Origin of the sequence: Sphingopyxis sp. LC81, assembly GCF_000756375.1 — a bacterium.
GTDB lineage: Bacteria > Pseudomonadota > Alphaproteobacteria > Sphingomonadales > Sphingomonadaceae > Sphingopyxis.
Genome location: NZ_JNFD01000005.1, coordinates 1 through 26,964 on the forward strand (window position 1 = coordinate 1; position 26,964 = coordinate 26,964).

General features: G+C 65.0%; 24 protein-coding genes and 1 pseudogene. 9 read left to right on the top strand and 16 right to left on the bottom strand.

What is annotated here, in order from left to right:
- A pseudogene (locus FG91_RS03375) lies at positions 1-127 on the top strand (IS5 family transposase); the annotation flags it as partial.
- Here the strand turns inward: FG91_RS03375 and FG91_RS22565 are convergent.
- From FG91_RS22565 to FG91_RS03405, 7 genes are all read right to left on the bottom strand, one after another.
- A complete protein-coding gene (locus tag FG91_RS22565) occupies positions 98-376 on the bottom strand; it encodes a lysozyme inhibitor LprI family protein (RefSeq protein ID WP_081940398.1) in 279 nt (92 codons plus the stop codon). The pseudogene FG91_RS03375 and the gene FG91_RS22565 sit on opposite strands and share 30 nt — an antisense overlap.
- Positions 373-1,404 (bottom strand): biotin synthase BioB, encoded by a 1,032-nt coding sequence (bioB, locus tag FG91_RS03380; RefSeq protein ID WP_037512010.1) that lies wholly within the window; start codon positions 1,402-1,404, stop codon positions 373-375. The genes FG91_RS22565 and bioB overlap by 4 nt, the downstream gene beginning before the upstream one ends.
- A gap of 20 nt (positions 1,405-1,424) precedes the next feature.
- Positions 1,425-1,871, bottom strand: a complete 447-nt coding sequence (locus FG91_RS03385) for a hypothetical protein (RefSeq protein ID WP_037512013.1) — start codon at positions 1,869-1,871, stop codon at positions 1,425-1,427.
- The gene (scpA, locus tag FG91_RS03390) at positions 1,868-4,015 is read right to left on the bottom strand and encodes a methylmalonyl-CoA mutase (RefSeq protein WP_037512016.1); all 2,148 of its coding nucleotides are present in this window, start codon (positions 4,013-4,015) and stop codon (positions 1,868-1,870) included. The genes FG91_RS03385 and scpA overlap by 4 nt, the downstream gene beginning before the upstream one ends.
- 191 nt (positions 4,016-4,206) lie before the next feature.
- Positions 4,207-4,644 (bottom strand): methylmalonyl-CoA epimerase, encoded by a 438-nt coding sequence (gene mce, locus FG91_RS03395; RefSeq protein ID WP_037512018.1) that lies wholly within the window; start codon positions 4,642-4,644, stop codon positions 4,207-4,209.
- Complete coding sequence (locus tag FG91_RS03400) at positions 4,641-5,099, bottom strand: OsmC family protein (protein ID WP_037512021.1); 459 nt, start codon at positions 5,097-5,099, stop codon at positions 4,641-4,643. The genes mce and FG91_RS03400 overlap by 4 nt, the downstream gene beginning before the upstream one ends.
- 12 nt (positions 5,100-5,111) lie before the next feature.
- On the bottom strand, positions 5,112-6,644 hold the full coding sequence (locus tag FG91_RS03405) for an acyl-CoA carboxylase subunit beta (protein ID WP_037512092.1): 1,533 nt from the start codon (positions 6,642-6,644) through the stop codon (positions 5,112-5,114).
- A 202-nt stretch (positions 6,645-6,846) separates the two neighbouring features.
- Between FG91_RS03405 and FG91_RS03410 the strand changes: the two genes are divergently transcribed.
- Positions 6,847-8,256, top strand: coding sequence for a helix-turn-helix domain-containing protein (locus tag FG91_RS03410; protein ID WP_037512095.1), 1,410 nt, complete (start codon positions 6,847-6,849; stop codon positions 8,254-8,256).
- 105 nt (positions 8,257-8,361) lie between these two features.
- Here FG91_RS03410 and FG91_RS03415 read toward each other — a convergent pair whose 3' ends face one another.
- The 3 genes from FG91_RS03415 to pgi all read right to left on the bottom strand — a co-directional run bounded on the left by FG91_RS03415 (position 8,362) and on the right by pgi (position 12,379).
- Positions 8,362-9,378, bottom strand: coding sequence for an NAD-dependent epimerase/dehydratase family protein (locus tag FG91_RS03415; protein WP_037512024.1), 1,017 nt, complete (start codon positions 9,376-9,378; stop codon positions 8,362-8,364).
- 39 nt (positions 9,379-9,417) lie between these two features.
- A complete protein-coding gene (gene gor / locus FG91_RS03420; protein ID WP_037512027.1) occupies positions 9,418-10,764 on the bottom strand; it encodes a glutathione-disulfide reductase in 1,347 nt (448 codons plus the stop codon).
- Positions 10,765-10,873: 109 nt separating this feature from the next.
- Entirely contained in the window at positions 10,874-12,379 is a 1,506-nt protein-coding gene (gene pgi, locus FG91_RS03425; RefSeq protein ID WP_037512029.1) for a glucose-6-phosphate isomerase, read from the bottom strand.
- 197 nt (positions 12,380-12,576) lie between these two features.
- Between pgi and lepB the strand changes: the two genes are divergently transcribed.
- The 3 genes from lepB to era are packed head-to-tail and all read left to right on the top strand — an operon-like array spanning position 12,577 to position 14,962.
- Positions 12,577-13,395 (top strand): signal peptidase I, encoded by an 819-nt coding sequence (lepB, locus tag FG91_RS03430; RefSeq protein ID WP_037512098.1) that lies wholly within the window; start codon positions 12,577-12,579, stop codon positions 13,393-13,395.
- Complete coding sequence (gene rnc / locus FG91_RS03435) at positions 13,392-14,072, top strand: ribonuclease III (protein ID WP_037512031.1); 681 nt, start codon at positions 13,392-13,394, stop codon at positions 14,070-14,072. The genes lepB and rnc overlap by 4 nt, the downstream gene beginning before the upstream one ends.
- The gene (gene era, locus FG91_RS03440) at positions 14,069-14,962 is read left to right on the top strand and encodes a GTPase Era (protein ID WP_037512032.1); all 894 of its coding nucleotides are present in this window, start codon (positions 14,069-14,071) and stop codon (positions 14,960-14,962) included. Before rnc ends, era begins: the two co-directional genes overlap by 4 nt.
- A 7-nt stretch (positions 14,963-14,969) precedes the next feature.
- Here era and FG91_RS20825 read toward each other — a convergent pair whose 3' ends face one another.
- The 6 genes from FG91_RS20825 to plsY all read right to left on the bottom strand — a co-directional run bounded on the left by FG91_RS20825 (position 14,970) and on the right by plsY (position 22,627).
- On the bottom strand, positions 14,970-16,097 hold the full coding sequence (locus FG91_RS20825; protein ID WP_161785623.1) for an alpha/beta fold hydrolase: 1,128 nt from the start codon (positions 16,095-16,097) through the stop codon (positions 14,970-14,972).
- A 59-nt stretch (positions 16,098-16,156) separates the two neighbouring features.
- Entirely contained in the window at positions 16,157-17,182 is a 1,026-nt protein-coding gene (locus FG91_RS03450; RefSeq protein WP_037512033.1) for a lipase family protein, read from the bottom strand.
- 273 nt (positions 17,183-17,455) lie between these two features.
- Positions 17,456-20,023 (bottom strand): type I DNA topoisomerase, encoded by a 2,568-nt coding sequence (gene topA, locus FG91_RS03455; protein ID WP_037512036.1) that lies wholly within the window; start codon positions 20,021-20,023, stop codon positions 17,456-17,458.
- A 67-nt stretch (positions 20,024-20,090) separates the two neighbouring features.
- The gene (locus tag FG91_RS03460; RefSeq protein ID WP_152567989.1) at positions 20,091-20,696 is read right to left on the bottom strand and encodes a hypothetical protein; all 606 of its coding nucleotides are present in this window, start codon (positions 20,694-20,696) and stop codon (positions 20,091-20,093) included.
- A 228-nt stretch (positions 20,697-20,924) separates the two neighbouring features.
- Positions 20,925-22,010 carry a DNA-processing protein DprA gene (dprA, locus tag FG91_RS03465; protein WP_037512044.1) on the bottom strand — a complete coding sequence of 362 codons (1,086 nt, stop codon included), beginning with the start codon at positions 22,008-22,010 and terminating at the stop codon, positions 20,925-20,927.
- Positions 22,007-22,627, bottom strand: coding sequence for a glycerol-3-phosphate 1-O-acyltransferase PlsY (gene plsY / locus FG91_RS03470; protein ID WP_037512047.1), 621 nt, complete (start codon positions 22,625-22,627; stop codon positions 22,007-22,009). Before plsY ends, dprA begins: the two co-directional genes overlap by 4 nt.
- 157 nt (positions 22,628-22,784) lie before the next feature.
- Between plsY and murI the strand changes: the two genes are divergently transcribed.
- The 4 genes from murI to FG91_RS03490 all read left to right on the top strand — a co-directional run bounded on the left by murI (position 22,785) and on the right by FG91_RS03490 (position 26,963).
- Positions 22,785-23,591: a glutamate racemase gene (gene murI, locus FG91_RS03475; protein ID WP_037512049.1), complete on the top strand. Its 807-nt coding sequence runs from the start codon at positions 22,785-22,787 to the stop codon at positions 23,589-23,591.
- A gap of 137 nt (positions 23,592-23,728) precedes the next feature.
- Entirely contained in the window at positions 23,729-24,949 is a 1,221-nt protein-coding gene (gene hemA / locus FG91_RS03480) for a 5-aminolevulinate synthase (RefSeq protein WP_037512052.1), read from the top strand.
- Positions 24,946-25,635 (top strand): nitroreductase, encoded by a 690-nt coding sequence (locus FG91_RS03485; RefSeq protein WP_037512055.1) that lies wholly within the window; start codon positions 24,946-24,948, stop codon positions 25,633-25,635. The genes hemA and FG91_RS03485 overlap by 4 nt, the downstream gene beginning before the upstream one ends.
- Positions 25,636-25,709: 74 nt before the next feature.
- Positions 25,710-26,963: a YceI family protein gene (locus FG91_RS03490; protein ID WP_037512058.1), complete on the top strand. Its 1,254-nt coding sequence runs from the start codon at positions 25,710-25,712 to the stop codon at positions 26,961-26,963.
- The last annotated feature ends 1 nt before the right edge of the window (position 26,964 follow it).

Consider the following 26,964-nt stretch of genomic DNA (forward strand, 5'->3'; position numbering starts at 1 on the left):
TCTGTTCAACAAGCTCAAGAACTGGCGGCGTGTCGCCACACGCTACGACAAAACCAAGGAATCTTACCTCGGCTTCGTCGCACTCGCCTCAGTCAAACTATGGATACCCTTTGTCCACGAAACCTAGCCATGCACGCTGAGCAGCCAACAGCGTCTCGAAATATCCAGGCCGTCCGTCAGGAGTGTGCTCAGGCTCACGGTCCCACGCCTTTGACTTGGCGACAGCTTTCTTCCATTGCGCATTCATTTCTGCGTCGGCACGCTCGAACTCCAAACGTGTGCAACCATTCATTTCATTCTGAGACAGCCAAGTGTCGCAATTCGGCTTTTGTGTCTGCGCAGCTCCCGCCAACGCCAAGAGGGTGGAGAGGATCATTCCGCGGCTTCCATCTGCGCACGCATCGGCTCTTCGCTCTCCATCGGGCGCAGGCCCAGCTTCGCAAACAGCGCCGCGTCGGCATTGTCGCCGCGGTTGCCGGTGGTGAGCAGCTTGTCGCCGGTGAAGATGCTGTTCGCGCCCGCCATGAAGCAGAGCGCCTGCGTCGCCTCCGACATGCTCTCGCGACCCGCCGACAGGCGGACCATCGATTTCGGCATGGTGATGCGCGCGACCGCGATCGTGCGGACGAACTCGATATCGTCGATCTTCGCGAGCGGCGTGTCGGCGAGCATGTCGCCGAGCACGGTGCCCTTCACTGGCACCAGCGCGTTGACCGGCACGCTCTCGGGGTGGCGTTCGAGCGTCGCGAGCGCGTGGATGAAGCCGACGCGGTCCTGCCGGTTCTCACCCAGCCCGACGATGCCGCCCGAGCAGACGTTGATCCCGGCGTTGCGGACTTCCTCAAGCGTGTCGAGGCGGTCCTGAAAGGTGCGGGTCGAGATGATATTTTCGTAATTCTCCGGGCTCGTGTCGATATTGTGGTTGTAATAGTCGAGCCCCGCGACCGCGAGCGTCTGCGCTTGTTCCCTGGTCAGCATGCCGAGCGTCATGCAGGTTTCCATGCCCATCTGGCGGACGCCCTCGATCATCTCGACGATCGCGGGCATGTCGCGCTCCTTGGGGTTGCGCCAGGCGGCGCCCATGCAGAAACGCTTCGATCCCGAATCCTTCGCCTGCGCCGCCGATTGCAGCACCGCGCGGACGTCCATCAGTTTCGTGGCCTTCAATCCGCTGTCGGCGCTCTTCGACTGCGAGCAATAGCCGCAATCCTCGACGCAGCCGCCGGTCTTGATGCTGAGCAAAGTGCAAAGCTGGACTTGTCCATGCGCATGGTGGCGGCGGTGGACGCCCTGCGCCTCCCACATCAGTTCGTCGAACGGCAGGTCGAACAGCTCGGCGACCTCCTCGCGCGTCCAGTCGGTGCGCGGTTGATCGTCTTGCATGGCAGGTTGGGAGAGGTTCATGGATTATCGGCCCTTTGATGTTATTTGCAGAAGCGCTCGAGCGCGGCGCCGTAAAATTCGATCGTCGGCGTTTCGCCGAACATGTCCTGATAATTGCCGTCCGCCCATGGCCGGCGGTCGCCATAGCTGATGGTCACCTGCCGCCCGGTTTCGGCATCGCCATATTCGCCGACGCCGTAGAGCGTGAAGGCGATATCGGCTTCGGGATCGTCGCAGTTGAGGCGGACCAGCCCCTTGTTCACATATTTGTCGCTCGTCTCGAAATAGATGTCGCGCCAGGGGCCGTCGGTCTTTTCGAGGCGGCCGTACCAGTTGGTGAAATAGACATCGTCGATCTGCTGCTTGTAGATCCACTCGACGGCGACATCCTTGCGGAACTCGCTCGGACGGTTCGCGGGCTCGGCGTGCGCAGCAACGGCCGCGACGGCGCCAAGTCCGACGGTCATCAGGCGAAGCGAACGGTTCAAGCAGCGTCCTCCAGCGGCGGCATATTGTGGCCGAGCAGGCGCAGCACGTCGGCGGCGCATTCGACCACATTGCTGCCGGGGCCATAGATGCCCTGCACGCCCGCGTCGCGGAGATATTGATAGTCCTGCGGCGGGATGACCCCGCCCGCGATGACCTTGATGTCGCCGCGCCCGGCTTCCTTCAATTTGCCGATCAGTTCGGGGATCAGCGTCTTGTGCCCCGCCGCGAGGCTCGACGCGCCGACGACATCGACGCCGCTGTCGAGCGCGAGAACGACGGTTTCATCGGGGGTCTGGAACAGCGGACCCGAGACGACATCGAAGCCCATGTCGCCGAACGCCGACGCGATGACGTTCGCGCCGCGATCGTGTCCATCCTGCCCCATCTTGGCGACAAGCAGCTTCGGTTTGCGCCCCATGCGGCGTTCGACTGCCTTCACGCCGTCGAGCACCTGCTGCCAGCGGCTGTCGCCCTCATAGGGCGCAGCATAGACGCCCTTCACCGGGGTCGGCTGGGTGCCGTAGCGGTCGAAGCTCTCCTCCATCGCCGACGAAATCTCGCCGAGCGTCGCGCGGGCGCGGGCGGCTTCGACCGCGAGCGCGAGGAGGTTGTTCTCGATGCTCGAAGGTTGGGCGGCACCGTCGCGCAGCGCCTTGAGGGCGGCGGTGCAGGCTGCCTCGTCGCGCGACGCCTTGATGCGGTTGATCCGCGCGATCTGCCCTTCGCGCACCTTGGCGTTATCGACCTCGAGCGTCTCGAGCAGATCCTCGTCCTTCAGGCGATATTTGTTCACCCCGACGATCACGTCGTCGCCGCGGTCGACGCGCGCCTGCCGCGCCGCGGCGGCGGTCTCGATCATCGCCTTGGGCCAGCCCGCAGCGACGGCCTTCGCCATGCCGCCTTCCTTTTCGACGCGCTCGATGATCTCCCACGCCTTGTCGACGAGTTCCTGCGTCAGCGCCTCGACATAGTAGGAGCCACCGAGCGGGTCGACGACCTTGGTCATCCCGGTCTCTTCCTGGATGACGATCTGCGTGTTGCGCGCGATACGCGCCGAGAAATCGGTGGGCAACGCGATCGCTTCGTCGAGCGCGTTGGTGTGGAGGCTCTGCGTCCCGCCGAGCATCGCCGCCATCGCCTCGATCGTCGTGCGCATGACATTGTTGTACGGGTCTTGCTCGGTCAGCGAGACGCCCGAGGTCTGGCAATGGGTGCGCAGCATCTTCGAGCGCTCGTCCTTGGCGCCAAGGTTGGTCATCACGCGGTGCCACAGAACGCGCGCGGCGCGCAGCTTCGCGATTTCCATGAAGAAGTTCATGCCGATCGCGAAGAAGAAGCTGAGACGCCCTGCGAACTTGTCGATGTCGAGCCCCGATGCCACGCCGTAGCGCACATACTCGGCGCCGTCGGCGATCGTGAAGGCCAGCTCCTGCACCTGCGTCGCGCCGGCTTCCTGCATATGATAGCCTGAAATCGAGATGCTGTTGAACTTCGGCATCTCGCGGCTGGTGTAGCCGAAGATGTCCGAGATGATCCGCATCGAGGGCTCAGGCGGATAAATGTACGTGTTGCGGACCATGAACTCCTTGAGGATGTCGTTCTGGATGGTCCCGTCCAGCAATTTGCGGTCGACCCCCTGCTCTTCGCCCGCGACGATGAAGAAGGCGAGGATCGGAATCACCGCGCCGTTCATCGTCATCGAAACCGACATCTGGTCGAGCGGGATGCCGTCGAACAGGATCTTCATATCCTCGACGCTGTCGATCGCGACGCCCGCCTTGCCGACGTCGCCGACGACGCGCGGATGGTCGCTGTCATAGCCGCGGTGCGTCGCGAGATCGAAGGCGACCGACAGGCCTTTCTGTCCCGCGGCGAGATTGCGGCGATAGAAGGCGTTCGATTCCTCGGCGGTCGAGAATCCCGCATATTGCCGGATCGTCCAGGGGCGGCCCGCATACATCGACGCGCGCACGCCGCGCGTGAAGGGCGCGAAACCGGGGAGGCCCGGATCGGTCGCCACATCGTCGGCCGTGTAAAGCGGCTTGACGTCGATACCCTCGGGCGTCGCCCAGGTGAGGTCCTTGCCCTTCACTTCCTTGTCGGCGGCGGCGGCCCATTGGTCGATTGTCGGCTTGTCGGTCATATGCAGTCTCTTGTCCCTAACCCCTCTCCCCTTGCGGGAGAGGGTTGCGAAGACTTGGCGGCTAGCCGCCTAGTCGAAGCTGGGAGAGGGGTCGCGAGCCACCGGCTCGCCAACCCACCCCTCTCCAAGTTCCGGTAGGGGACAGGTCCCCAACCTTCACTTTCCTCTCCCGCAAGGGGAGAGGAGAATGTTCAATGCGCCGCCTTCGGCGTCTCCATAATCTCGGTCAGCACCCCGCCCATATCCTTGGGGTGGACGAAGAAGATCAATGTCCCGTGCGCCCCGATCCGCGGTTCGCCGAGGACGCGCTTGCCCAGCGCCTCGAACTCGGCCTTGGCGGCGTGGATGTCGGGCACTTCGTAACACAGATGATGCTGCCCCCCTGCGGGGTTCTTTTGCAGGAAAGCCGCGATCGATGCATTGCCCGGCAGTGGTTCGATCAACTCGATTTGTGTGCCGTTCAGTCCCGTATCGGTCGGGGTGTCGACGAAGCAGACTTTCACCCCCTGTTCGGGCAGGTCGAACGGCTCATGGATCTGCGTCGCGCCCATCACGTCGCGATAGAAAATGATGCTGTCAGCGATCGACGGCGTCGCAACGCCGACATGGTTCAGGCGGCCGAGTTTCATGACACCACCTCGATAGGAAATTTGACGCTGTTGGCGATAAAGCACTGGTCGTGGGCGTCGTGGTGCAGGCGGTTCAACGTTTCCGCATCGGGAGCCGATCCTTCCCACTCGATTTCGGGGAAAAGATCGACCCGCGTAATCTGGACCCGGCCGTCCTCGCCCTTGGCCATCGTTCCGACCGCGGCATCGCGATAGGATCGAACCGGAAATCCGGCCTTTGTCGCGATGTACAGAAAGGTCAGCATGTGGCAGCTCGAAGCCGAGGCGACGAGCGCCTCCTCCGGGTCCACGGCGGCTTCGACCGACCAGGGGAGCGGCACGACATGTTTCGACGACGACGCCGGAACGGTGATGCCCTCATCGAATGTCCAGCGATGGCCGCGGCTGTATTTGCCGCCGGCAACATCATCCGAAGGCGACGCCTCCCATTCGATCAACGCTTGATATGTCGCCATGCTAATAGATCCTTACAACGGAATATTGTCGTGCTTTTTCCACGGATTCTCGAGGCTCTTGTTCCTGAGCTTGCGTAGCCCCAGTGCGATCCGTCTGCGCGTGCTGTGCGGGTGGATGACCTCGTCGATATAGCCGCGCGACGCCGCGACGAACGGGTTCGCGAAGCGGTCCTCATATTCCTTCGTGCGCTGTGCGATCTTTTCGGGGTCGCCGATGTCGCTGCGGAAAATGATCTCCACCGCGCCCTTTGCGCCCATTACCGCGATCTCGGCGGTCGGCCAGGCATAGTTGAGGTCGCCGCGCAGATGTTTCGACGCCATCACGTCGTACGCGCCGCCATAGGCCTTGCGCGTGATCACCGTGATCTTCGGCACCGTCGCTTCGGCATAGGCGAAGAGCAATTTCGCGCCATGCTTGATGATGCCGTTATATTCCTGCGCGGTTCCGGGCAGGAAGCCGGGGACGTCGACGAAGGTGATGATCGGAATCTCGAAGGCGTCGCAGAAGCGGACGAAGCGCGCGGCCTTCTTCGACGAGTTGATGTCGAGCACGCCGGCGAGGACGAGCGGCTGGTTCGCGACGATGCCGATCGTGCGCCCCTCGATGCGCCCGAAGCCGCAGATGATGTTCGCGGCATGCGCCGGCTGCACTTCGAAGAAATCGCCTTCGTCGACGGTTTTGCGGATCAGCTCGTGCATGTCGTAGGGCTGGTTCGCATTGGGCGGGATCAGCGTGTCGAGGCTCGTATCGGTGCGATCATAAGGGTCGCTCGTCGGGCGCACCGGAACGCCGCTGCGGTTGTTCTCGGGGAGATAATCGAAGAAATCGCGCGCCGCGAGCAGCGCCTCGATATCATTTTCGAACGCCAGATCGGCGACCGAGCTCTTCGTCGTGTGCGTGATCGCGCCGCCGAGCTCTTCTTGCGTGACAACCTCGTTGGTCACGGTCTTCACGACGTCGGGACCGGTGACGAACATGTACGAGCTATCCTTCACCATGAAGATGAAGTCGGTCATCGCGGGGCTGTACACCGCGCCGCCCGCGCAGGGGCCCATGATCAGGCTGATCTGCGGCACGACGCCCGAGGCGAGCACGTTGCGCTGGAACACCTCGGCATAGCCGCCGAGCGACGCTACGCCTTCTTGGATGCGCGCGCCGCCGCTGTCATTGAGGCCGATAACGGGCGCGCCGACCTTCATCGCATTGTCCATGACCTTCATGATCTTTTCGGCATGCCGCTCGGACAGCGAGCCGCCGAAGACGGTGAAATCCTGACTGAAGACATAAACGAGGCGGCCGTTGATCGTGCCCGAACCGGTGACGACGCCGTCACCGGGAACGACCTGGTCCTGCATGCCGAAATCGGTGCAATTATGCTCGACATAGGTGTCGAGCTCTTCGAACGAACCTTCGTCGAGCAGCACGTCGAGCCGTTCGCGCGCGGTCAGCTTGCCCTTGGCGTGCTGCGCATCGATGCGCTTCTGCCCGCCTCCCAAGGCTGCGGCGGCGCGGCGGCGTTCCATTTCGGCGATATTGGCGGACACTGGCTTCTCCATCGGAATTGGAAGGCGTCGTCTGCTCCGATTGCACCGTCCGCGCAAATGTGAATTTGCAAAGTTGTAAATTGTAACTTTGCAAATAGCCGTATATTGTCCGCTCAAACGTTTTAAGGGTGTCGAGACGTCGCAATACCCCTCCCTAAACTCCCGCGGCGGCTCGACACCCATCGCAATGGAGCCCATTTCGATGGCAAGGCAGCGCATTTTTGCTGGAGCAAAGCTCCGCGAACTCCGTATCGCGCGGGGGGCCAAACAGGCCGATTTCGCGGGCGGGCTCGGCATTTCCATTTCCTACCTCAGCCAGATCGAGCATGATGACCGCCCGCTCACGCCCGCTCTGCTCGACAGGCTGCAAAAGCTGTTTCCGCTGGAATGGGAAGAAGTCGCGGCGGATGCCGGCGACCGCCGTGCGGGGGCGCTCCGCGAAGCCGCGGCGGATCCGCTTTTCGCGGCCTCGCCGCTTGCACCCGAACAGCTCGAACGCGCCGCGCTGCAACAGCCACAACTCGCCGAGCAGTTCGTCGCGCTCCACGCGGCCTATCGCCGCGCCGGGCAGCGGCTCCAGATCATCGACGAGGCACTGACCGGCGGGACCGCCGAGGGCAGCCGCCTGCCGTGGGAAGAGGTGCGCGACTGGTTTCACGACGCGGGCAATTATGTCGACAGCATCGATCGCGCGGCGGAGGCGCTGGCGGGCCAGCTGCGCGGGCGCGACCCCTCTCCGTCCGTCGAAACGATCGAGCGGCGGCTACGCGATGCGCTCGGCATTTCGATCGTCTATCAGCAAGCGCAGGCGCTGCGCGATTTCGATGCCACGATGCGCCATCTGGTGATCGATCCGTCGCTGCCCGCCGAAAGCCGGCGCTTCCAGCTCGCGCACCAGCTCGCCGCGCTCGCGCTGGCGAACGAAATCGCGGCGGTCGTCGAAGCGTCGCCGCTGCGTACGGCGGCGGCGCGGCAACTGCTCCACGTCGGCCTTGCCAACTACGGCGCGGGCGCGGTGCTGATGCCCTATGCTCCCTTCCGTGCCAGCGCGCGCGCGGTGCGGCACGACATCGACCGGCTGCGGATGCAATATGGCGTGAGCTTCGAACAGGCGTGCCACCGCCTCTCGACGCTCCAGCGCCCCGGCGCGCGCGGCATCCCGATGTTCTTCTGCCGCGTCGACATGGCGGGCAATATCACCAAGCGGCATTCGGCGACGCGCCTCCAGTTCGCGCGCTTCGGCGGCGCGTGCCCGTTGTGGATCGTCCACGAGGCCGCGGCGATCCCCGACCGCATCCTGTTCCAGCTTGCCGAGACGCCCGATGGCCTGCGCTACGTGTCGATGGCGAAGGGGCTGGTGAAGCCGTCGGGCAGCTATGCGCGCAGTCCGCGCCGCTACGCCGTCGCGCTCGGCTGCGAGGCGCAATATGCGGGCGATTTCGTCTATGCCGACGGGGTCGACGTCGCCGCACCGCAGGCGGCGACGCGGATCGGCCTGTCGTGCCGCATCTGTCCGCGTGACGATTGCGATCAGCGTGCGTTTCCGCCGAGCGACCGCCCGATATTGGTGGACCCGGATCGCAGGGATGTTGTGCCGTACCGGATTGGGTAGCCCATTCTCCCCTCCCGCTTGCGGGAGGGGTTGGGGGAGGGCCTGTTATGTCGTGGACGCCCGAAACACGCCCTCCCCTAGCCCCTCCCATAAATGGGAGGGGGACTAAACTTTCACGATCCCTCGCTCGATCAGACTATGCGCCGTCGCGAGGATCGCCTCCTCGGGAGGGCGCATCGTCCAGCCCAACGTCTTCATCGCATGACTGCTGTCTCCGCCGCGAACATTGCCGAGTTCGGCGACGAGCTGTTTCAGCTCGGGCCGGACGAGCGCGAGCAGCTTGAGCAGCCAGTCGGGCATCTTCCGCTTCGGCACTTTCCGCGCTTGCTCGCCAAGGTTCGCACGCAGCAGGTTGGCGACGTCGATCATCTTCAGGAACGGTCCCGAGCAGACATAGCGTTCGTCGTAGATCGCGGGCGCGGTCAGCGCGCGATAATGGAGATCCGCGACGTCGCGGACGTCGATGATCCCGAAACCGATGTCGGGGCACATCGGCACCTTGCCCTCGAGCAGTTGTTTCACCAGTTCGATCGAGGTCGAGAGGTCGTCCGACAGCAACGGCCCAAACACCGCGGCGGGATTGACCGAGGCGAATTCCATGCCGTCGCCCTCGGCCCTCACCCAGTCGCGCGCCGCGTGCTCGGCAACGGTTTTCGAGCGCGGATAGGGCATGACCTCGGGGTTATCGAGGTTGGTCCAGTCGGCTTCACTATAGATGTCGCGACCCTTGCCATGGCCATAAGCGATCGCCGCCATCGACGAGGTCAGAACGAACCGCCTAACGCCTGCCGCCTTGGCGAAGCGCAACGCGCGGAGCGCACCCTCGCGCGCCGGAACGACCAGCTCGTCGGGATGTTTCGGCACGTCGAGCGGAAAAGGCGATGCGACATGTGCGACATGGCTGCACCCCGCCATCGCATCCGCCCAGCCGGTGTAATTTTCGAGATCGGCGGCGAAAAAGCGCAGCCTGGCGTTGTCGACACCCAGCCAGCCGCGCACCTCGGCTTCGCGTTTCAGGCTGCGGACTGTCGTGTGGACGGCCCAGCCATTGTCGATGAGCTGCCGGATCAGGAAGCCCGCGATATAGCCGCTGCCCCCGGTGACCAATGCCGTTCCCGTCATGCGACCCTCCTCGCTCGTTGAGCAAGGAGGGTAACAGGATTATTTCAGCAGCACGAGTTCCTCGGCCATGCTCGGGTGCAGCGCGACCGTCGCGTCGAAATCGGCCTTGGTCAGCCCCGCTTTCACGGCGATCGCCGCCGCCTGCAGGATCTCCGGCGCATCGGGGCCGATCATGTGCAACCCGACGACCTGATCAGTGGCCGCGTTGACGACCATCTTGTAGAGCGCGCGCTCGTTGCGGCCCGCGAGGACATTTTTCATCGCGCGGAAATCGCTGGTGTAGACGCGGATCGAGCCGAGCTTGTTGCGCGCCTCGGCCTCGGTCATCCCGACCGCGCCGATCGGCGGATGGCTGAACACCGCGCTCGGGACATTGGCATAGTCGACGACCGTCGGCTTGCCGCCGAAAACGCTGTCGGAAAAGGCTTGGCCCTCGCGGATCGCCACCGGGGTAAGCTGGATGCGATTGGTGACGTCGCCGACGGCATAGATGCTCGGCACCGACGACTGGTTCGTCTCGTCGACCTTGATCGCGCCGTCCTTGTCGAGTTCGACGCCGACTTCTTCGAGGCCGAGCCCCTTGCTGTTCGGCACGCGCCCCGCGGCGACGAGCACCGCGTCGGCCTGGATCGGATCGCAGCCTTCGAGGTGGACGGTCAGCGACCCATCTTCATTCTTCTCGATCGACTGGAAGGGCGCGTTGAATTTGAATTCGATGCCCTTGGTCATCGAAATCTGGAGCAGCCGGTCGCGGATCTGCTCGTCATAGCCGCGCAGGATCGTGTCGCCGCGGTTTACGATCGTCACCTTGCTGCCGAATTCGTTGAAGATGCCGGCGAATTCATTGGCGATATAGCCGCCGCCCGCGATCACGACGCGCTTCGGCAGATTTTCGAGGTGGAAGACCTCGTTCGAGGTGATCGCATGCTCGCTGCCCGGAAATTCGGGGACGTGCGGCCAGCCGCCGGTCGCGATCAGGATGCGTTCGGCGCTGATTTCCTGTCCGTCGGCGAGGCGCACCTTCTGCGGACCGATGACGGTCGCGCGCGTCTTGAACAGCGTGACCTTGTGATTGTCGAGCGTCTGGCCGTAGAGGCCTTCGAGCCGGTCGACCTCGGCGAGGACATTGTCGCGCAGGCGGTTCCAGTCGAACTTGCAGTCGGGAACGTCCCAGCCGAATTTGCGCGCATCCTTCAGATCCTCGGCGAAATGCGCACCATAAACGAGCAGCTTCTTGGGCACGCAGCCGCGGATGACGCAGGTACCGCCGACGCGATATTCCTCCGCCAGCGCGACGCGCGCGCCGTGCGACGCGGCGATACGCGAGGCGCGAACCCCGCCCGACCCGGCGCCGATGACAAACAGGTCGTAATCAAACTCGCTCATTCAAAACCCCTGATCTTGTGGTCGCGTGCAGTTCGCGTTGGCCGCCTATGTGGTTACCCCCGCCCGCGATGCCAATCGAATTTTGCGGTCACAGTGATGGAGCGGAGGGTTATTCGCCGAGCGCGGCCTTCATCAGCGCCTGCGTTGCTGCGTCGAATTCGACCGTGCCCTCGGCAAGCCCCTTCGCCATTTCCTTGCCCAGCTCGACCCCGAACTGGTCGAACGGGTTGATGCCGAGCAGCACGGCATTGGCGAACACGCGATGCTCGTAAAAGGCGATCAGCGCGCCAAGGCTGCGCGGCGTGACCTGGTCGAGCAGGATCGTCGTCGACGGACGATCGCCCGGGTAATTGCGCGCACCATCCTCGCTGGCGCGCCCCGTCATCAACGCCGCGCCCTGCGCGATGCAGTTCGCGACGAGCGTTTCGTGATGCGCATCGTCGAGCAGATGGTCGGGCTCGCGCGCGACGACGAACTCGACCGGCGTCAGATGCGTGCCCTGATGCAGCAGTTGGAACACCGCATGCTGCGCATCGGTGCCGACGCCGCCCCAGGTGATCGGCGCGCTGTCGCGGCCGACCGGCTGGCCGTCGAGGGTCACCGACTTGCCGTTCGATTCCATTTCGAGCTGTTGCAGATAGTCGGGAAGCAGCCGCAGCCGCTCGTCATAGGCAAAGACCGCGCGCGTCTGGCAGCCGAGCCGGTTCGCATAAATCTGGTCGGCGAAGGCGGCGAGCAGGCAGATATTGTCGGCGCCGTCGGCGAGCCGGAAGTGGCGGTCCATTTCCGCCGCGCCCTCGAGCAGGTCGGCAAAGGCGTCCCAGCCGAGCGCGAGCGCGGCGGGAAAACCGATCGACGACCAGAGCGAATAGCGTCCGCCGACGCTTTCGTTGAACGGCAGGATGCGCGTTTCGTCGATGCCCCACTCGATCGCGCGCTCGGGCTTCGCGGTCAGCGCGATGAAGCGGCCGACGGGGTCGGCGACCCCGGCTTCTTCGAGCCAGAGCAGCGCCGAATTGGCGTTGAGCAAGGTTTCGGTGGTGGTGAAGGTTTTCGAAGCGACCGCGACGAGCGTATGTTCGGGGCTGAACCGGGCGAAGGCTTCGTCAAGCGCGGCGCCGTCGACGTTCGACACCACCGCGACGTCATAACGGTCGCTGTGGCGGCCGAGCGCATCGATGAGCAAATCGGGGCCGAGCGCCGATCCGCCGATGCCGATGTGGAGCAGGTGCCGGATCTCCCCGAACGCGCCGGCTTCGATCGCGTCGATCATCATCCGCATCCGCTGGTGCAGCGCCTGCGCGGCATGGACCGACTCCGGCGCACCATCGCCGCGTTCGGCGCTATGTTCGGCGGCGCGGCCTTCGGTCGGGTTGGCGATGCCGCCCGAGAAGAGCGTCTTGCGCCGGCCCGCGAAATCCTGTGCATCGGCAAGACCCGAGAGGATGTCGATGGCCGCCGTGTCGAGGTGCGTCTTGGCAAAGTCGAAACGGATGTCGGCAACGCTGCGCACCAGCGCCTGCAGGCGCGTTTCGGGGTCGGCGGCGACCAGATCGGTCAGCTTCTGCGGCTGCCAGTTCGAAAGGGCCTGCCAGGCGTCGGATGCGGTTGTCATCGTCTATTGTCCTCGAAGGGGAGTGAATCGCGGACTTTCTCTAAGCCTGCCGTCCCCCGCGCGCCAGTGTCGTCCACCGATATTTGCTTGACGTGGCAACCTATTCATCGCCAATGCGCGGCATGACCAATGCCAGCTTTACCGCCGATGTGACGCCCCCGACCGGACCCGCGCCGTCGTCTCCGACCCCGGCACCGGTGTCCGCCAAGGAAGAGGCGGTCGACACCGTCCGTTTCCTCGCGCTGCTCGCGATCGCCGTGCTGATTTTCCGCAGCTTTTTCCTGTCGCCGTTTAACATCCCGTCGGAATCGATGCAGCCGCGGCTGCTCATCGGCGACTATCTGCTCGTCAACAAGATGGCCTATGGCTATTCGAAATACAGCCTGCCGTTCAGCGCGCCGCTGATCCCGGGCCGGATTTTCGCGCGCACGCCCGAGCGCGGCGACGTCGTCGTGTTCAAGGCACCGCCGGTTGCCGACAATGATTATATCAAGCGCGTGATCGGCGTGCCCGGCGACAGCGTGCAGGTGAAAGAGGGCATCGTCTGGCTGAACGGCAAGCCGCTGAAGCGCGAAGCCATCGCCGATTTCGTCATTCCGGTGACGCCGAACATGGTCGAAGCCTCGCGCATGACGGGCACTCTGCCCTGCTATTCGCCCGAGTTCGAAGAGATCGCCGCCGATGGCCAGCGTCAGTGCCGCTACAAGCAGTTCCGCGAGACGCTGCCGAGCGGCAAAAGCTATAACATCCTCGACATCACGACGATCCCCGAGGACAATACCCCGCTCGTCGTCGTCCCCGCCGGCCATCTGTTCCTGATGGGCGACAACCGCGACCGCAGCGCCGACAGCCGCTTCCCCGCGATGGAAAATCAGGGCATCGGGCTGGTGCCCGAGGAAAATCTGGTCGGCCACGCGCTCGTCGGCATGTTCTCGACCGACGGGTCGGCGAGCTGGATCAACCCGATCAGCTGGTTCACCGCCGCGCGCTGGGGCCGCATCGGGGACGGTTTTTGAACGATCCGCTTAACACCGGGGCGCTCGCCGAGATCATCGGCTGCACCCCGGGCGACCTGAAGGTCTATGATCTGGCGCTGACGCACGGCAGCACCGGGCGCGCCGATTATCAGCGGCTGGAATTTCTCGGCGACCGCGTGCTCGGGCTCGTCATCGCGTCCGAACTCTACACGCGCTTTCCCTCGGCGAGCGAAGGTGAGATGTCGTCACGGCTGCACGTGCTCGCATCGGGCGCGACCTGCGCGGCGATCGCGCAGCGGCTGAAGCTCACCGACCTCATCCGTTTCGGCGCGCAGGCGCGCAACGATGGCGGACGGTATAGCGACAATATCGCCGCCGATGCGATCGAGGCGCTGATCGGCGCGCTATATCTCGACCAGGGCGCCGACGCCGCGCGCCGCTTCATCCTGGCGCATTGGGGCGAGATGATCGACGGGCAGCAGGCGGCGCCGAAACACCCGAAGGCGGCGTTGCAGGAATGGGCGCTGGCGCGCAAGCGCCGCCCGCCCGAATATGAAATCATCGCGCGCGAAGGCCCCGACCATGCGCCGCGCTTCCGTATCGCGGTCAGCATCGGCAAGCTCGCGCGCGCCGAAGCCGAAGGCGCATCAAAACAGGCAGCTGAAAAGGCGGCAGCGGCCGCGTTGCTCGCCGAACTCGAAGGATTAAAGGAATGACCCACCGTTGCGGATTTGTCGCCGTCGTCGGCGCGCCCAACGCGGGCAAATCGACGATCGTCAACGCGCTCGTCGGCCAGAAGGTCGCGATCGTCAGTCCGAAGGCGCAGACGACGCGCACGCGGTTGATGGGCGTCGCGATGGACGGCGAAACGCAGATCGTCCTGATCGACACGCCGGGTATCTTCGCCCCCACCCGCCGGCTCGACCGCGCGATGGTTGCGGCGGCGTGGAATAGCCTCGACCAGGCCGAGGCGATCCTCGTGATGATCGACGCTGCGGCGAAGCTCGGCGAGCGCGCCGAACGCGTGCTGCAGGGGATCGAGGGACGGCCCGAGAAGAAGTTCCTTGTCCTCAACAAGGTCGACCTGACCAAGAAGGACAAACTGCTGACCATCGCGACGCAGCTCAACGAGCGGGTCAAATTCGACGAGACTTTCTTCATCTCGGCGAGCACCGGGGACGGAGTTCCCGAACTCAAGGCGCATCTCGCCCGGCTGATGCCCGAAGGACCGTGGCATTTTCCCGAGGACGAGGTTAGCGATGCCCCCGAACGGATGCTTGCGGCCGAAATCACGCGCGAGCAGCTCTATCGCCAGCTCCACGAGGAACTGCCGTACCAGTCGACCGTCGAAACCGAGAAATTCACGACGCGTCCCGACGGCAGCGCCGAAATCCACCAGCAGATCCTCGTCGCGCGCGACAACCAGCGCGCGATCATCCTCGGCCACAAGGGCGAGCGGATCAAGGAAATCGGCAGCAAGTCGCGCGCCGAACTGACCGAGCTGCTCGGCCGCAAGGTCCACCTGTTCCTGCACGTCAAGGTCAAGGCGAACTGGGACGAGGATCGCGGTGTCTATCGCGACATGGGGCTCGACTGGGTCGATTGACCCCTGGTCAGATCCGCCGGCAGTCATCCGGCGCCGCGCCGCCATCGAACCGCGCCTCGATCCACGCCAGCGTCTCGCCCGCGCGATCGCCGCGCGCGCCGTCGACGTGGCTGCCGCCCGGAATCTCGATCCAGCGCACCGGGGTCCTGTGTTTGCAAACCGCTTTTGCGAATTTGCGCGTGACTGCGGGCGCGACGAGCGTGTCCTTCGTTCCCTGCGCGATCAGGATCGGTCCGGGAACGCTCGCGGGATCGACGCTGTTGGCGCGCATCGCAGCGGCGAAGGGTTCGATCCGCGTAAAATCCTTTTTCTTGATCGTCTGCTTGACTGACAGGATGCCGAGGAGGGTTCCGAGCTTGGGCTTCTTGCCAAGTTCGAGGCAATTATTCTCGGCCAGCCGCCGAATGACCCCCTGATTGCCCCTGTCGAAGTCGTTCAGCGAATAACCGAACCGCTGCGACCAGCTGTACAATGTCAACGACAACAGGAAGGCGCGCGCATTGGCGTCGCTCGCCTCGCGCATATTGGCGCCCAAATCGGTCGGCGGAGCCGCCGCGGCCGTGCCGACCAGTGTCAAGTCGGGCGCGTAGGACCGGGTAACCGCCGCGGTCCATAACGCTGCATGTCCGCCCTGCGATTCGCCCCAGACCGCAAAGCGCGTGCCGGCTCCGGCACCGGGGATCATCCGCGCCGCGCGTACCGCGTCGAGCACCGAATAGGCGGTGTCGCGGCCGACAAGATAGGGGTGCGGCATCGGCGACCCCAGCCCCGGATAATCGGGCGCGACGACGACATAGCCCCGCGCGATCATCTGGTCGATCGCCGGAGCGGCGGCGTAGCTGGCGGGGGTCGCCGACGGCGCGCATTTTTGGGCGACGCCCGTCGTGCCGTGCGCCCAGGCAATGACGCGGCGCGGCTGCCTCGGTGTGGCCTCGCGCGGGGCGATGACCATGCCGGTCACCTCCTGCCGCAGCCCGTCCTGGTTGCTGGTCCAGTAGCGCACCCGCCACGCCTGCGCGCCGGCTGGCGCCTCGGCGAGCGGCTCGGCCGACGATAATGTCCCGGCCTGCTGCGCTGTGGCGGGCAGCGCGGCGGCTGTTGAAGCGACAAATAATGCAGCAATCACAAGGCGCATGGCTTCACCCTCCATCACGCCGTCCTAACATGCTCGCATCGCGGCAGGAAAGAGGGCGGCTACAGGCTGCGGCAATCATTCGGCGGCGGGTTGCCGTCAAAGCGCGAGGTGATCCAGCCGATCGTTTCCTGTGAACTTTCGCGCGCGCTTGCCCCGTGATCGCCCGTCATATCGATCCAGCGCAGCGGCGTTCCGCGCCGGCAGACCGATTTGGCGAACTTGCGCGTAACCGCGGGCGCGACGATCGTGTCGTTGCGGCTCTGCGCGATCAGTAGCGGCCCCGGCACACGCGCGGGGTCGACGCTGTTGGTGCGTGCGAAGGAGCCGAAGGGCTCGATCCTTGCGATGTCCTTGTTCTTCGTCGCGCGGGCGATGGTGAGGATGCCGAGGATCGTGCCGAGCTTGGGCTTCTTGTTGAAGGCGACGCAATTATTCTGCGCCAGCCGGGTGATGATGCCCTGGTTCGTGCGGTTGGTGATGCCGTCCATCGAGAAGCCATAGAGCGTCGACCAGCTGTGCAGTGCGAAGGACAGCAATAGCGCGCGCGCATTCTTGTCGCTCCCCTCGCGCAGATTGGCGGCGAGGTCGGTGGGCGGCGCGGCTGCTGCCGTGGCGACCAGTGTGAGGTCGGGCGCATAGGAGCGTGCCGCGGTCGCGGTCCACAGCGCGGCGTGGCCGCCTTGCGATTCGCCCCAGACGGCAAAGTTGCTGCCCGCCGCCGCGCCGGGAATCTCGCGCGCCGCGCGCACGGCGTCGAGAACCGCGTTGGCGGTGTCGGGCCCCACGAGGAAAGGATGCATCGTCGGGCTGGCGAGGCCGATATAATCGGGCGCGACGACGACATAACCGCTGCGAACCGCGTCCATTCCCGCGCTATAGGCAAAGAAGTCCGGGCTGAGCGACGGCGCGCATTTCTCGGCGACGCCCCATGCGCCGTGGGTCCAGGCGATCACACGGCGCGGCCGCGGTGGAATCGCCTCCATCGGCGCAGCAACAACGCCGGTGACGGCGAAGCGCTGACCATTGCCGTTCGTTGTCCAATATTGGACGCGCCACGCCTGCACGCCCGGAGGGGTATCGGTCATCGGCTGGGCGGAAATCAGATATCGGGATTGTTGTGCGGCTACAGGGAGTGAAAGCGCCGACATGATGGTGAGTAGGATAGCGGCAAGCAGGTGGCGCATGAGAAGATCTCCCCAATTGCGCCACCCTTATCATGGGTTTGGGGCGTCGGGAACGCCAACCGGTACGACACGCCAAAACTCCGTCATTCCCACGAAAGCGGGAACCCAGCAGCAATGGTTCCTCGCTAGGCTCCCCCTTTCGCGGGAATGACGAGATGAAGGGACGGCCTGCTGCTACTCGGCCGTCGTCTTTTTCTTCGCCGGAGCCTTCTTTGCAGGCGCTTTCTTTGCTGCGGGCTTCTTCGCTGCAGCCTTCTTCGGCGCGGCCTTCTTCTTGCCCTTCGCCGGTCCCTTTGCAGCGCGCGCGTCGATCAGCGCGATCGCCTCTTCGAGCGTGAGCGTCGCCGGGTCGGCGCTTTTCGGCAAGGTCGCGTTGGTCGTTCCGTCGGTGACATAGGGACCAAAGCGTCCTTCCATCAGCTTCATCTCGCCGCCGCTCGTCGGATGCGGGCCGAAGGTGTTGAGCGGTTCGGCCTTGGTGCGCCCGCGCCCGCCGCCGGCTGCCGCTTCGGCGATGCGCACGACCGCGGCGTTCATGCCGATGTCGAAGATTTCGGCGGTGCCGGTCAGCTTCGCATATTTGCCGTCGTGGAGAAGGTACGGGCCGTAGCGCCCGAGACCCGCCATGATCGGCTTGCCGCTTTCGGGGTGCACCCCGACCTCACGCGGCAGGTTCAAGAGCCTGATCGCATAATCGAGATCGAAATCCTCGCCCGGGATATCCTTGGGGATCGACGAACGCTTCGCCTCCTTGCCGTCGCCGAGCTGGATATAGGGCCCGAAGCGTCCGCTGCGCTTGGTCACTTCCAGCCCGGATTCGGGATCGGTGCCCATCGCCTCGGGACCGGTGTCGGCCTCGCCATTGCCGCCGGGCTGCGCGAATTTGCGCGTGAACTTGCATTCGGGATAATTGCTGCACGCGATGAACGGTCCGAACTTGCCGCCGCGCAGCGCGAGCCGCCCGGTGCCGCAATTGGGACAGATGCGCGGGTCGCTGCCGTCGCCCTTGTCGGGGAAGAGATAGGGCCCGAGGAACTCGTCGAGCGCCGCGGTGATCTCCGACGGCTTCTGCTCCATCACCTCGCCCGTGCGCGGCTTGAAGTCGCGCCAAAAGCGTTCGAGCACCGCCTGCCATTGCGCGCGGCCGCCCGACACGTCGTCGAGCTCTTCCTCGAGCCCGGCGGTGTAATCATATTCGACATAGCGGGCAAAAAAGCGTTCGAGGAACGCCGTCAGCAACCGCCCGCTTTCTTCGGGAATGAAGCGATTCTTCTCGACCGTCACATAGGCGCGATCCTTCAGAACCTGCAGGATCGCCGCCCATGTCGATGGGCGCCCAATCCCCAGCTCTTCCATCTTCTTGACCATGCTGGCTTCGGAATAGCGCGGCGGCGGCTGGGTTTCGTGGCTTTCGACCTCGACCCCCGTCTTTGCGGGCGCATCGCCTTTGGCCATCGCGGGCAGCAGGCGTGCGTCGTCATCGTCGTTGCTGTCGTCGCGGCCTTCGTCATACAGCGCAAGGAAGCCGGGGAATTTGATGACCTGTCCGGTGGCGCGCATCACCGTTTTTCCGGTGCCGTCGGTCAGGTCGATGCTGGTCCGCTCCAACCGCGCCGAGGCCATCTGGCTCGCCATCGCGCGCTTCCAGATCAGTTCGTAAAGCCGCGCATGATCGCCGCTGCCCGCCTTGTCTTTTGAAAAGTCGGTCGGACGGATCGCTTCGTGAGCCTCCTGGGCATTTTTTGCCTTGGTCTGATAGATGCGCGGCTTGTCGGGGACGTAGCCGCCGTCATAGCGGTTCGCGATCGCGGCGCGCGCCGCGCTGATCGCGGCGCCGTCCATCTGGACGCCGTCGGTACGCATGTAAGTGATCGCGCCATCCTCATAGAGTCCCTGCGCGACCCGCATCGTGTGGCTGGCGGAAAAGCCCAGCTTGCGCGCGGCTTCCTGTTGCAGGGTCGACGTCGTGAAGGGCGGCGGCGGATTGCGCGTCAGCGGCTTGGTCTCGACCGCATCGACCGTGAAATGCCCCGCCTTCACATCGGCTTCGGCGGCGCGCGCATCGGCTTCGCTGGTGATCGACAGCCGCTCGATCTTGTCGCCGCGCCACTGCGCAAGGCGCGCCTTGAACGGCGTGCCCGACATTTCGAACAGCCCGGTGATCGACCAATATTGCTGCGCAACAAAGGCTTCGATTTCGCGCTCGCGTTCGACGATCATGCGGAGCGTCACCGACTGGACGCGGCCCGCCGATTTGGCGCCGGGCAGCTTGCGCCACAGCACCGGCGACAGGGTGAAGCCGACGAGATAGTCAAGCGCGCGGCGGGCGCGATAGGCGTCGATCAGATCGTCGTCGAGCGCGCGCGGCTGCGCCATCGCGGTCAGCACCGCATCCTTGGTGATCGCGTTGAAGGTGACGCGGTCGACCTCCTGCGGCAGCGCCTTTTTGCTGCGCAGCAATTCCTGCACATGCCAGCTGATCGCTTCACCTTCGCGATCAGGGTCGGTCGCGAGGATCAATCGATCGGCGGCCTTCGCCGCGTCCTGGATTTCCTTCATCCGCTTCGTCTTGTCGGGATACAGCTGCCACTGCATCGCAAAGCCGTCGTCGGGATCGACCGACCCATCCTTGGGCGGCAGATCGCGGACATGACCATAGGACGCCAGCACCTTGAAGTCGCGCCCCAGATATTTCTCGATCGTCTTCGCCTTTGCGGGCGATTCCACAATTACCAATTGCATGAAAAACCTTTAGTCCTAGCTGTCCCTTACGTACGTACGCGTGAGGGTGGCGCCGACGGGCGCCGCGTCAACCGAAAATTTCCTGTAACGTCGATGCCGGTTGCTCGGTGTTCAAGAGCAGGGCCACCGCGGCCAGATAGCTCCCCACAATACCGATCGCGGCGGCCAGATTCGTCGCCACCAACCAGCCAAACCCGTATTCGGCCGCCAGAGCCGGCGCCGCGAGTTCGACCGCCAACGGCGCCACCGATAGCGCGAACAGGATCAACCCGACGCCAAGCGCCGCGGGCCAATGCACCGCAAGCATATCCCAGCTTCGCTGCATCGCCGCGCGGCGGCCGCCCTCGTCGCGCACGAGCAACGCGCTGGCGAGATACCAGCGCGCAAAGATATAGAGCCCGGGCAAGACAAGCAGGACGAGCCCCAGCAACACGCCGAGCCCGACCAACAGGCCCTGCAAATAGACGCTCAGCGAATTGGCGACCGACATGGCGGCCGCGATCCCTGCCTGCGCAAAGGCTTCGCGCGTGATCCAGACCTGAACGAAGGTAATGGCAATGCCATAGGCAATCAGAATTCCGCTGCCGCTGCCGCCTATCCGCTCCATGGCAACATCCGAGGCAATCCCTGCAACCGCGGTTGCCAGCCACGCGACCGAAACGGTGCCCGGCATGGCGACCGCCATATCCCATGACCGCCGCAAAGTGGGGACGAGCAAACGCGCATCATATTGCATTTACCGAATTTCCCCCTTCGCCCGATTACGCGCGAGGGTGGCGGGGATCGCTTGATTCCGTCAAGCCGGATTTTTCGTCAACAGCTCTGCCATTCGAAGTCGCCGGGTAGGATCATCTGCCCGCGTCCTGCTTGGCGCCGCTGCCGATGATTTCCTGTCCGCTGATCAAGCGAGCGAAATTTTCGCGCCGGCATGGCGCTCGACGCGTCCCGCAAGCTCGAGTTCGAGCAGGACGAGTTGGACCGTCGAGGCGTCCTGCCCGGATTGTCGAACCAACTCGTCGACCGCGACCGGCGTCGGCCCGAGCAGGTCGATCAGCGACCGGCGTTCGCCCTCGCCTGCGTCCACCGGCGCGGGCGCCGCGGCGTAGCGTTGCACCGGCTCGCGCACCATTCGCGCGTCGATCGGCCCGACCGCTTCGAGCACATCGTCGACCGTCTGGATCAGCGTCGCGCCCTCGCGGATCAGCAGGTTGCAGCCCTGCGCGCGCGGGTCGAGCGGCGAGCCGGGCACCGCCATCACCTCGCGGCCGTAATCACCGGCGCGGCGCGCGGTGATCAGCGATCCCGATTTGGGCGCCGCCTCGATGACCACCGTTCCGTGCGCGACCCCGGCGATGATGCGATTACGCGACGGGAAGTGGCGCGCGAGCGGCTCGGTTCCCGGCGGCTGTTCGGCGATCAGCAGCTGGTCGTTCGCGATCTTTTCCTGCAGCACGGCATTTTCGGGCGGAAAGGCAATGTCGATTCCGCTGGCGATGACGCCGACGGTCGATCCGCCGAGCGCGCCGATATGCGCAGCGGTGTCGACGCCGCGGGCGAGCCCGCTAACCACGGTCACGTCGCGCGTCGCCAGATCGGCCGCGAGCTGGCGCGCGAAGCGGCATGCGATCGCCGAGGCATTGCGCGCGCCGACGATCGCAACGCACGGGCGCCGCAGCATCGCCGTATCGCCGCGCACGACGACGACGGGCGGCGCGCCTTCGACCTCGCGCAGCATCGGCGAATAATCAACCTCGTCGCTGAAGATATGGCGCGCGCCCAATTGGGCCACGCGCTCGATCTCACGCTCGGCGACCTCGGCGGGCGCGATGCGCGCCTTCCCCCCCCCGCCGCGCAGGACGAGGTCGGGCAGCGCATCGAGCGCGGCTTCGCCCGATCCGAAGCGCAGCATCAGCTGGTGCCAGCTCACCGGGCCGACATGCGGCGTGCGGATCAGCCGCAGCCGCGCCAGCCGCTCGGCGTGCGTCACGCTCCGCCGGCTCCTTCAGGCGCGCCCTTCTTTCCGCCGACCCTCGGCTCGGTCCCGGCACGCAGCCGTGCGATATTTTCGCGGTGGCGCCACAGCACGATGACCGCGAGGCCCGCGAGGCCGATGGCATAGACCTGATGGCCGAAGGCGAGCGCGGCGATCGGTGCCGACACCGCGCCGAGCATCCCGCCGAGCGATGAGATACGCAGCAACAGGACGGTGCCGAGCCACACGACGGCGAACACCAGCCCGATCGGCCAAGCGAGCGCGAGCGCAAGGCCCAGCAATGTCGCAACGCCCTTCCCGCCGCGGAACTTCAGCCACACCGGGTAGCAATGGCCGATCATCGCCGCAGCGCCCGCGATCATCGCGGCATGATCGCCGAGTTCGGGGACGAAATGGCGCGCGAGCAGCACCGCCACCGCGCCCTTCGCGCCGTCGAGGATCAACGTTGCCGCCGCCAGCCCCTTGCGCCCCGTGCGGAGCACATTGGTCGCGCCGATATTGCCCGACCCGATCTGACGCAGATCGCCCGCGCCGAACATCCGCGTCAGGATCACGCCGAACGGGATCGAGCCCAACAGATACCCCGCGGCAATCAGCAAATATAAAGTCATGACGCTCCCCGCTCCATTCAGTGCCAGTGTGGCGATGTTGGACGATGCAATCAACGGATTCGAACATGTTGGCCGCCAAAACGGATTAACCCGTCGCCCCCCGCGGGGGCGACGGGAAGCAATTGAGCACCGCTCTTTGCGCTGCTAGGCGAAAGCCATGAACGCTCTCGCGCCCGATGCCCCTATTCTCTTCTTCGACAGCGGCCTTGGCGGGCTCACCGTGCTGGGTCCGACACGCGCGCTGCTCCCGACCGCGCCGTTCGTCTACGCCGCCGATTATGCCGGACTGCCCTATGGCAAGAAGAGCAACGAGGAACTCGCCGCGCGGGTCCCCGCGTTGCTCGGGCGCCTCGTCGAACGCTATCAGCCGCGGCTTGCGGTCATCGCGTGCAACACCGCCTCGACGATCGCGCTTGCCCATGTTCGCGCCGCGCTCGACCTGCCGATCGTCGGCACCGTGCCCGCGATCAAGCCCGCGGCCGAGCTGACCGAAAGCGGCGTCATCGGCGTACTCGGGACCGAGGCGACGGTGCGCCAGCCCTATGTCGACGACCTCAGCGCCAGGTTCGCGGACGGCAAGACGGTGCTGCGCCATGGCAGCCCCGGCCTCGTCACCGGCGCCGAGGCGAAACTGCGCGGCGAGGCGGTCGATCCCGACACAATCGCGCGCGCGATTGCGGGGCTGCGCGACCAACCCGGCGGCGACCGCATCGACGTGATCGTCCTCGCCTGTACCCATTTTCCCCTGCTGCAGGACGAACTGCAGGCTGCGGCGGGGCCCGAGGTGACCCTGATCGACGGCGCCGCGGGCATCGCGCGGCGCATCGCCTATCTGACCGAAGGCCAGCCCTGGCCCGCCGCGGCCGCCCCAGGCATCGCGGTCTTCACGCGCAGCGACGACCGCCCGCCCCCGCCGCTCACGGCGCTGGCTCCCTATGGCATTGGGTCGATCGAGACGATCTGATGGGACAATTTGTCCCATAAGTTGCGAATCGTTCGCACTGGATTTCAGCCGGATTCGGCGTTATTGGCCCGCCTGTTAACAGCCGCCGGAGGGAGCGGCTCCAGAGCTGCACTAGCACCTGACTGCGGGGCTGAAACGTGAACTATAACGATATCTTCGCTCGGGCCATCGACCGGCTGCATGAAGAAGGACGCTACCGCGTCTTCATCGACATATTGCGCAATCGCGGCGCCTTTCCGAACGCGCGCTGCTTTGCCGGCCACAACGGGCCGAAGCCGATCACCGTCTGGTGCTCGAACGACTATCTCGCGATGGGCCAGCATCCCAAGGTCATCGAGGCGATGGAAGGCGCGCTGCACGACGTCGGCGCGGGTTCGGGCGGCACGCGCAATATTGGCGGCAACACCCACTATCATATCGATCTCGAGCATGAGCTTGCCGACCTGCACGGCAAGGATGGCGCGCTGCTGTTCACCTCGGGCTATATCTCGAACGAGGCGACGCTCGGCACGCTCGGCAAGCTCTTGCCGAACTGCATCATCTATTCGGACGAACTCAACCACGCTTCGATGATCGCGGGCATCCGCAACTCGGGCTGCGAAAAGCGGGTGTGGCGCCATAACGACCTCGAACATCTGGAAGAGCTGCTTGCCGCCGACGATCCCGAGGCGGCGAAGCTGATCGCGTTCGAAAGCGTCTATTCGATGGACGGCGACGTCGCGCCGCTCCACGCGATCTGCGACCTTGCCGAAAAATATAACGCGCTGACCTATTGCGATGAAGTCCATGCCGTCGGCATGTACGGCCCGCGCGGCGGCGGTATCAGCGATCGCGACGAAGCCGCGAGCCGTATCACCATCATCGAAGGTACGCTGGGCAAGGCGTTCGGTGTGATGGGCGGCTATATCGCCGCCGACAAGAATATCATCGACGTGATCCGCAGCTATGCGCCGGGCTTCATCTTCACGACCAGCCTGTCGCCGGTGCTCGTCGCGGGCGTGCTTGCGAGCGTGCGGCACCTCAAATCGTCGAGCGTCGAACGCGACGCGCAGCAGGAAGCCGCGGCTTACCTCAAGCAGTGCTTCCGTGACGCCGGCTTGCCGGTGATGGATTCGACGACGCACATCGTGCCGCTGATGGTCGGCGACCCGGTGCGCGCGAAGAAGATCAGCGACATATTGCTCGCCGAATATGGCGTCTATGTGCAGCCGATCAATTTCCCGACCGTGCCGCGCGGCACCGAACGCCTGCGCTTCACCCCGGGCCCGGCGCATGACGAGGCGATGATGCGCGAGCTGACAAGCGCGCTGGTCGAGATTTGGGACCGGCTCGAACTGCAGCTTCAGCAGGCCGCGTGAGGACAGCGCCCGGTTACGATGACGTCGTCGTCGGACGCCGCTCGATCCGCGGCTTCCTCGACAAGCCCGTACCGAAAGCACTGATCGCCGAGATTCTCGAGGTCGCGATGCGCGCGCCTTCGTCGTTCAACAACCAGTGCTGGAATTTCTCGGTCGTCACCGGCGATCCGCTCGCCGCGATCCGCCGGGGCAACACCGACGGCATCCTTGCGGGCAAGCCCGACAGCCGCGAATTTCGCCGCTTCGACGGCATCGCCGACGACCACCGCGGCCGCCAGATCGAGATCGCCAAGCAGCTTTTCGGCGCGATGGGTATCGCCCGCGACGACAAGGATGCGCGGCAAGACTGGGTGCTGCGCGGTTTTCGCCAGTTCGACGCACCGGTCAGCGTCGTCGTCACCTATGACCGTGTGCTGCTCGGCAGCGATATCGCGCCCTTCGACTGCGGCGCCGTCACCAACGCACTCGTCAACGCCGCCTGGTCGCGCGGGCTCGGCTGCGTCATCAACAGCCAGGGGATCATGCAAAGCCCCGTCGTGCGCGAACATGCGCGCATCCCCGACGATCAGGTCATTATGATCTGCGTCGCGATGGGCTGGCCCGACGCCGATTTCCCGGCCAATGCGGTGGTGTCGAACCGCAAGAGCGTCGATGACGCGGTCCGCTTCGTCGGTTTCAACGATTAGCGCACCCTTCGACAAGGTCGGCATGACGCGATAGGGTGGAGGCCGAATCCCCTCCCCGCTCGCGAAAGATTATCATGCCGACACAGCGTTATAGCTATACCGCCATCACGCTTCACTGGCTCATCGCGCTGCTGCTGGCATTCCAGATCGCGCTCGGCTGGGCCCTCGAGGGGAACAACAGCCCCGAATTGTTTGCGCGATACCAACTGCACAAATCGATCGGCATCACGATCCTGCTGCTCAGCCTTGCGCGCCTTGCGGCGCGCCTGTTCACGCCGCGCCCGCCCGCGTCCGATGGCCCGGCATGGACCCGCGCGCTGGCCAGCACGGTGCACGGACTCTTCTACCTCGTGATGATCCTCGGCCCGATTACGGGGTGGCTGCTCGTCTCGACCGCGCGTGTTCAGGTCCCTACGCTGCTTTATGGGATCATCCCCTGGCCGCACCTGCCCGTTGGCCGGGGCTGGCACGAGCCCGCGGAATCGATCCACGGCGCGATGGCGTGGCTCGCGATCGGGCTGTTCGCGCTTCATATCGCGGGGGCGCTGCGTCACCAATGGCTGCTCGGCAAGCCCGAACTCCAGCGAATGATCCCCTTTGCGCGCGGCAAGGCGGCGGGGGGCGCCATCGGCGCGCTGGCGCTCGTCGGCGCCGCCTTTGTCGCAGGTCAGACAATCTATCCCGAACGGGTGCGGCCCGCCGCCGAAAAGGCGTCCCCGCCGCCGGTCGCTACCCCGACTACAGCGGCCATCGCTCCCGTGACGAAGGATGACGAAACAACTGCCATCGAAGCGACAGAGGAAGCGCCCGAAGAGATGGCCCAGCCGCTCGCCGACTGGACGGTCGCGTCGGGCGGACGGCTCGGCTTTACGGCGCGCTGGAATGGTGAAGCGGTCGATGGCCGTTTCGATCGCTGGCGCGCCGCGATCCGCTTCAGCCCTGACGATCTCGCCAAATCGACCATTCGCGTCACGGTCGACCTTGCTTCGGCCGACACCGGCGACGGGCAGCGCGACGATTCGTTGAAGAGCAGCGATTTCTTCGATGTCGGCGCGCACCCGAGCGCGGTCTTTAGCGCGCGCGACATCCGCCACCTCGGCGGGGAGAAATATGAGGCGCGCGGCACGCTCGATCTGCGCGGCGCCAGCAAGCCCGCGACGCTGCGTTTCACGTTGCGCATCGACGGCGACCGCGCACGCGTTGCCGGAACCGCGCGCATCGACCGCACCGCTTTCGGTGTCGGTCAGGGCGAATGGGCCGCAACCGACGCGATCGCCGCCGGGGTGGACATCGCCTTTTCCTTCAACGCGACGCGCCCGGCGTCCTGAT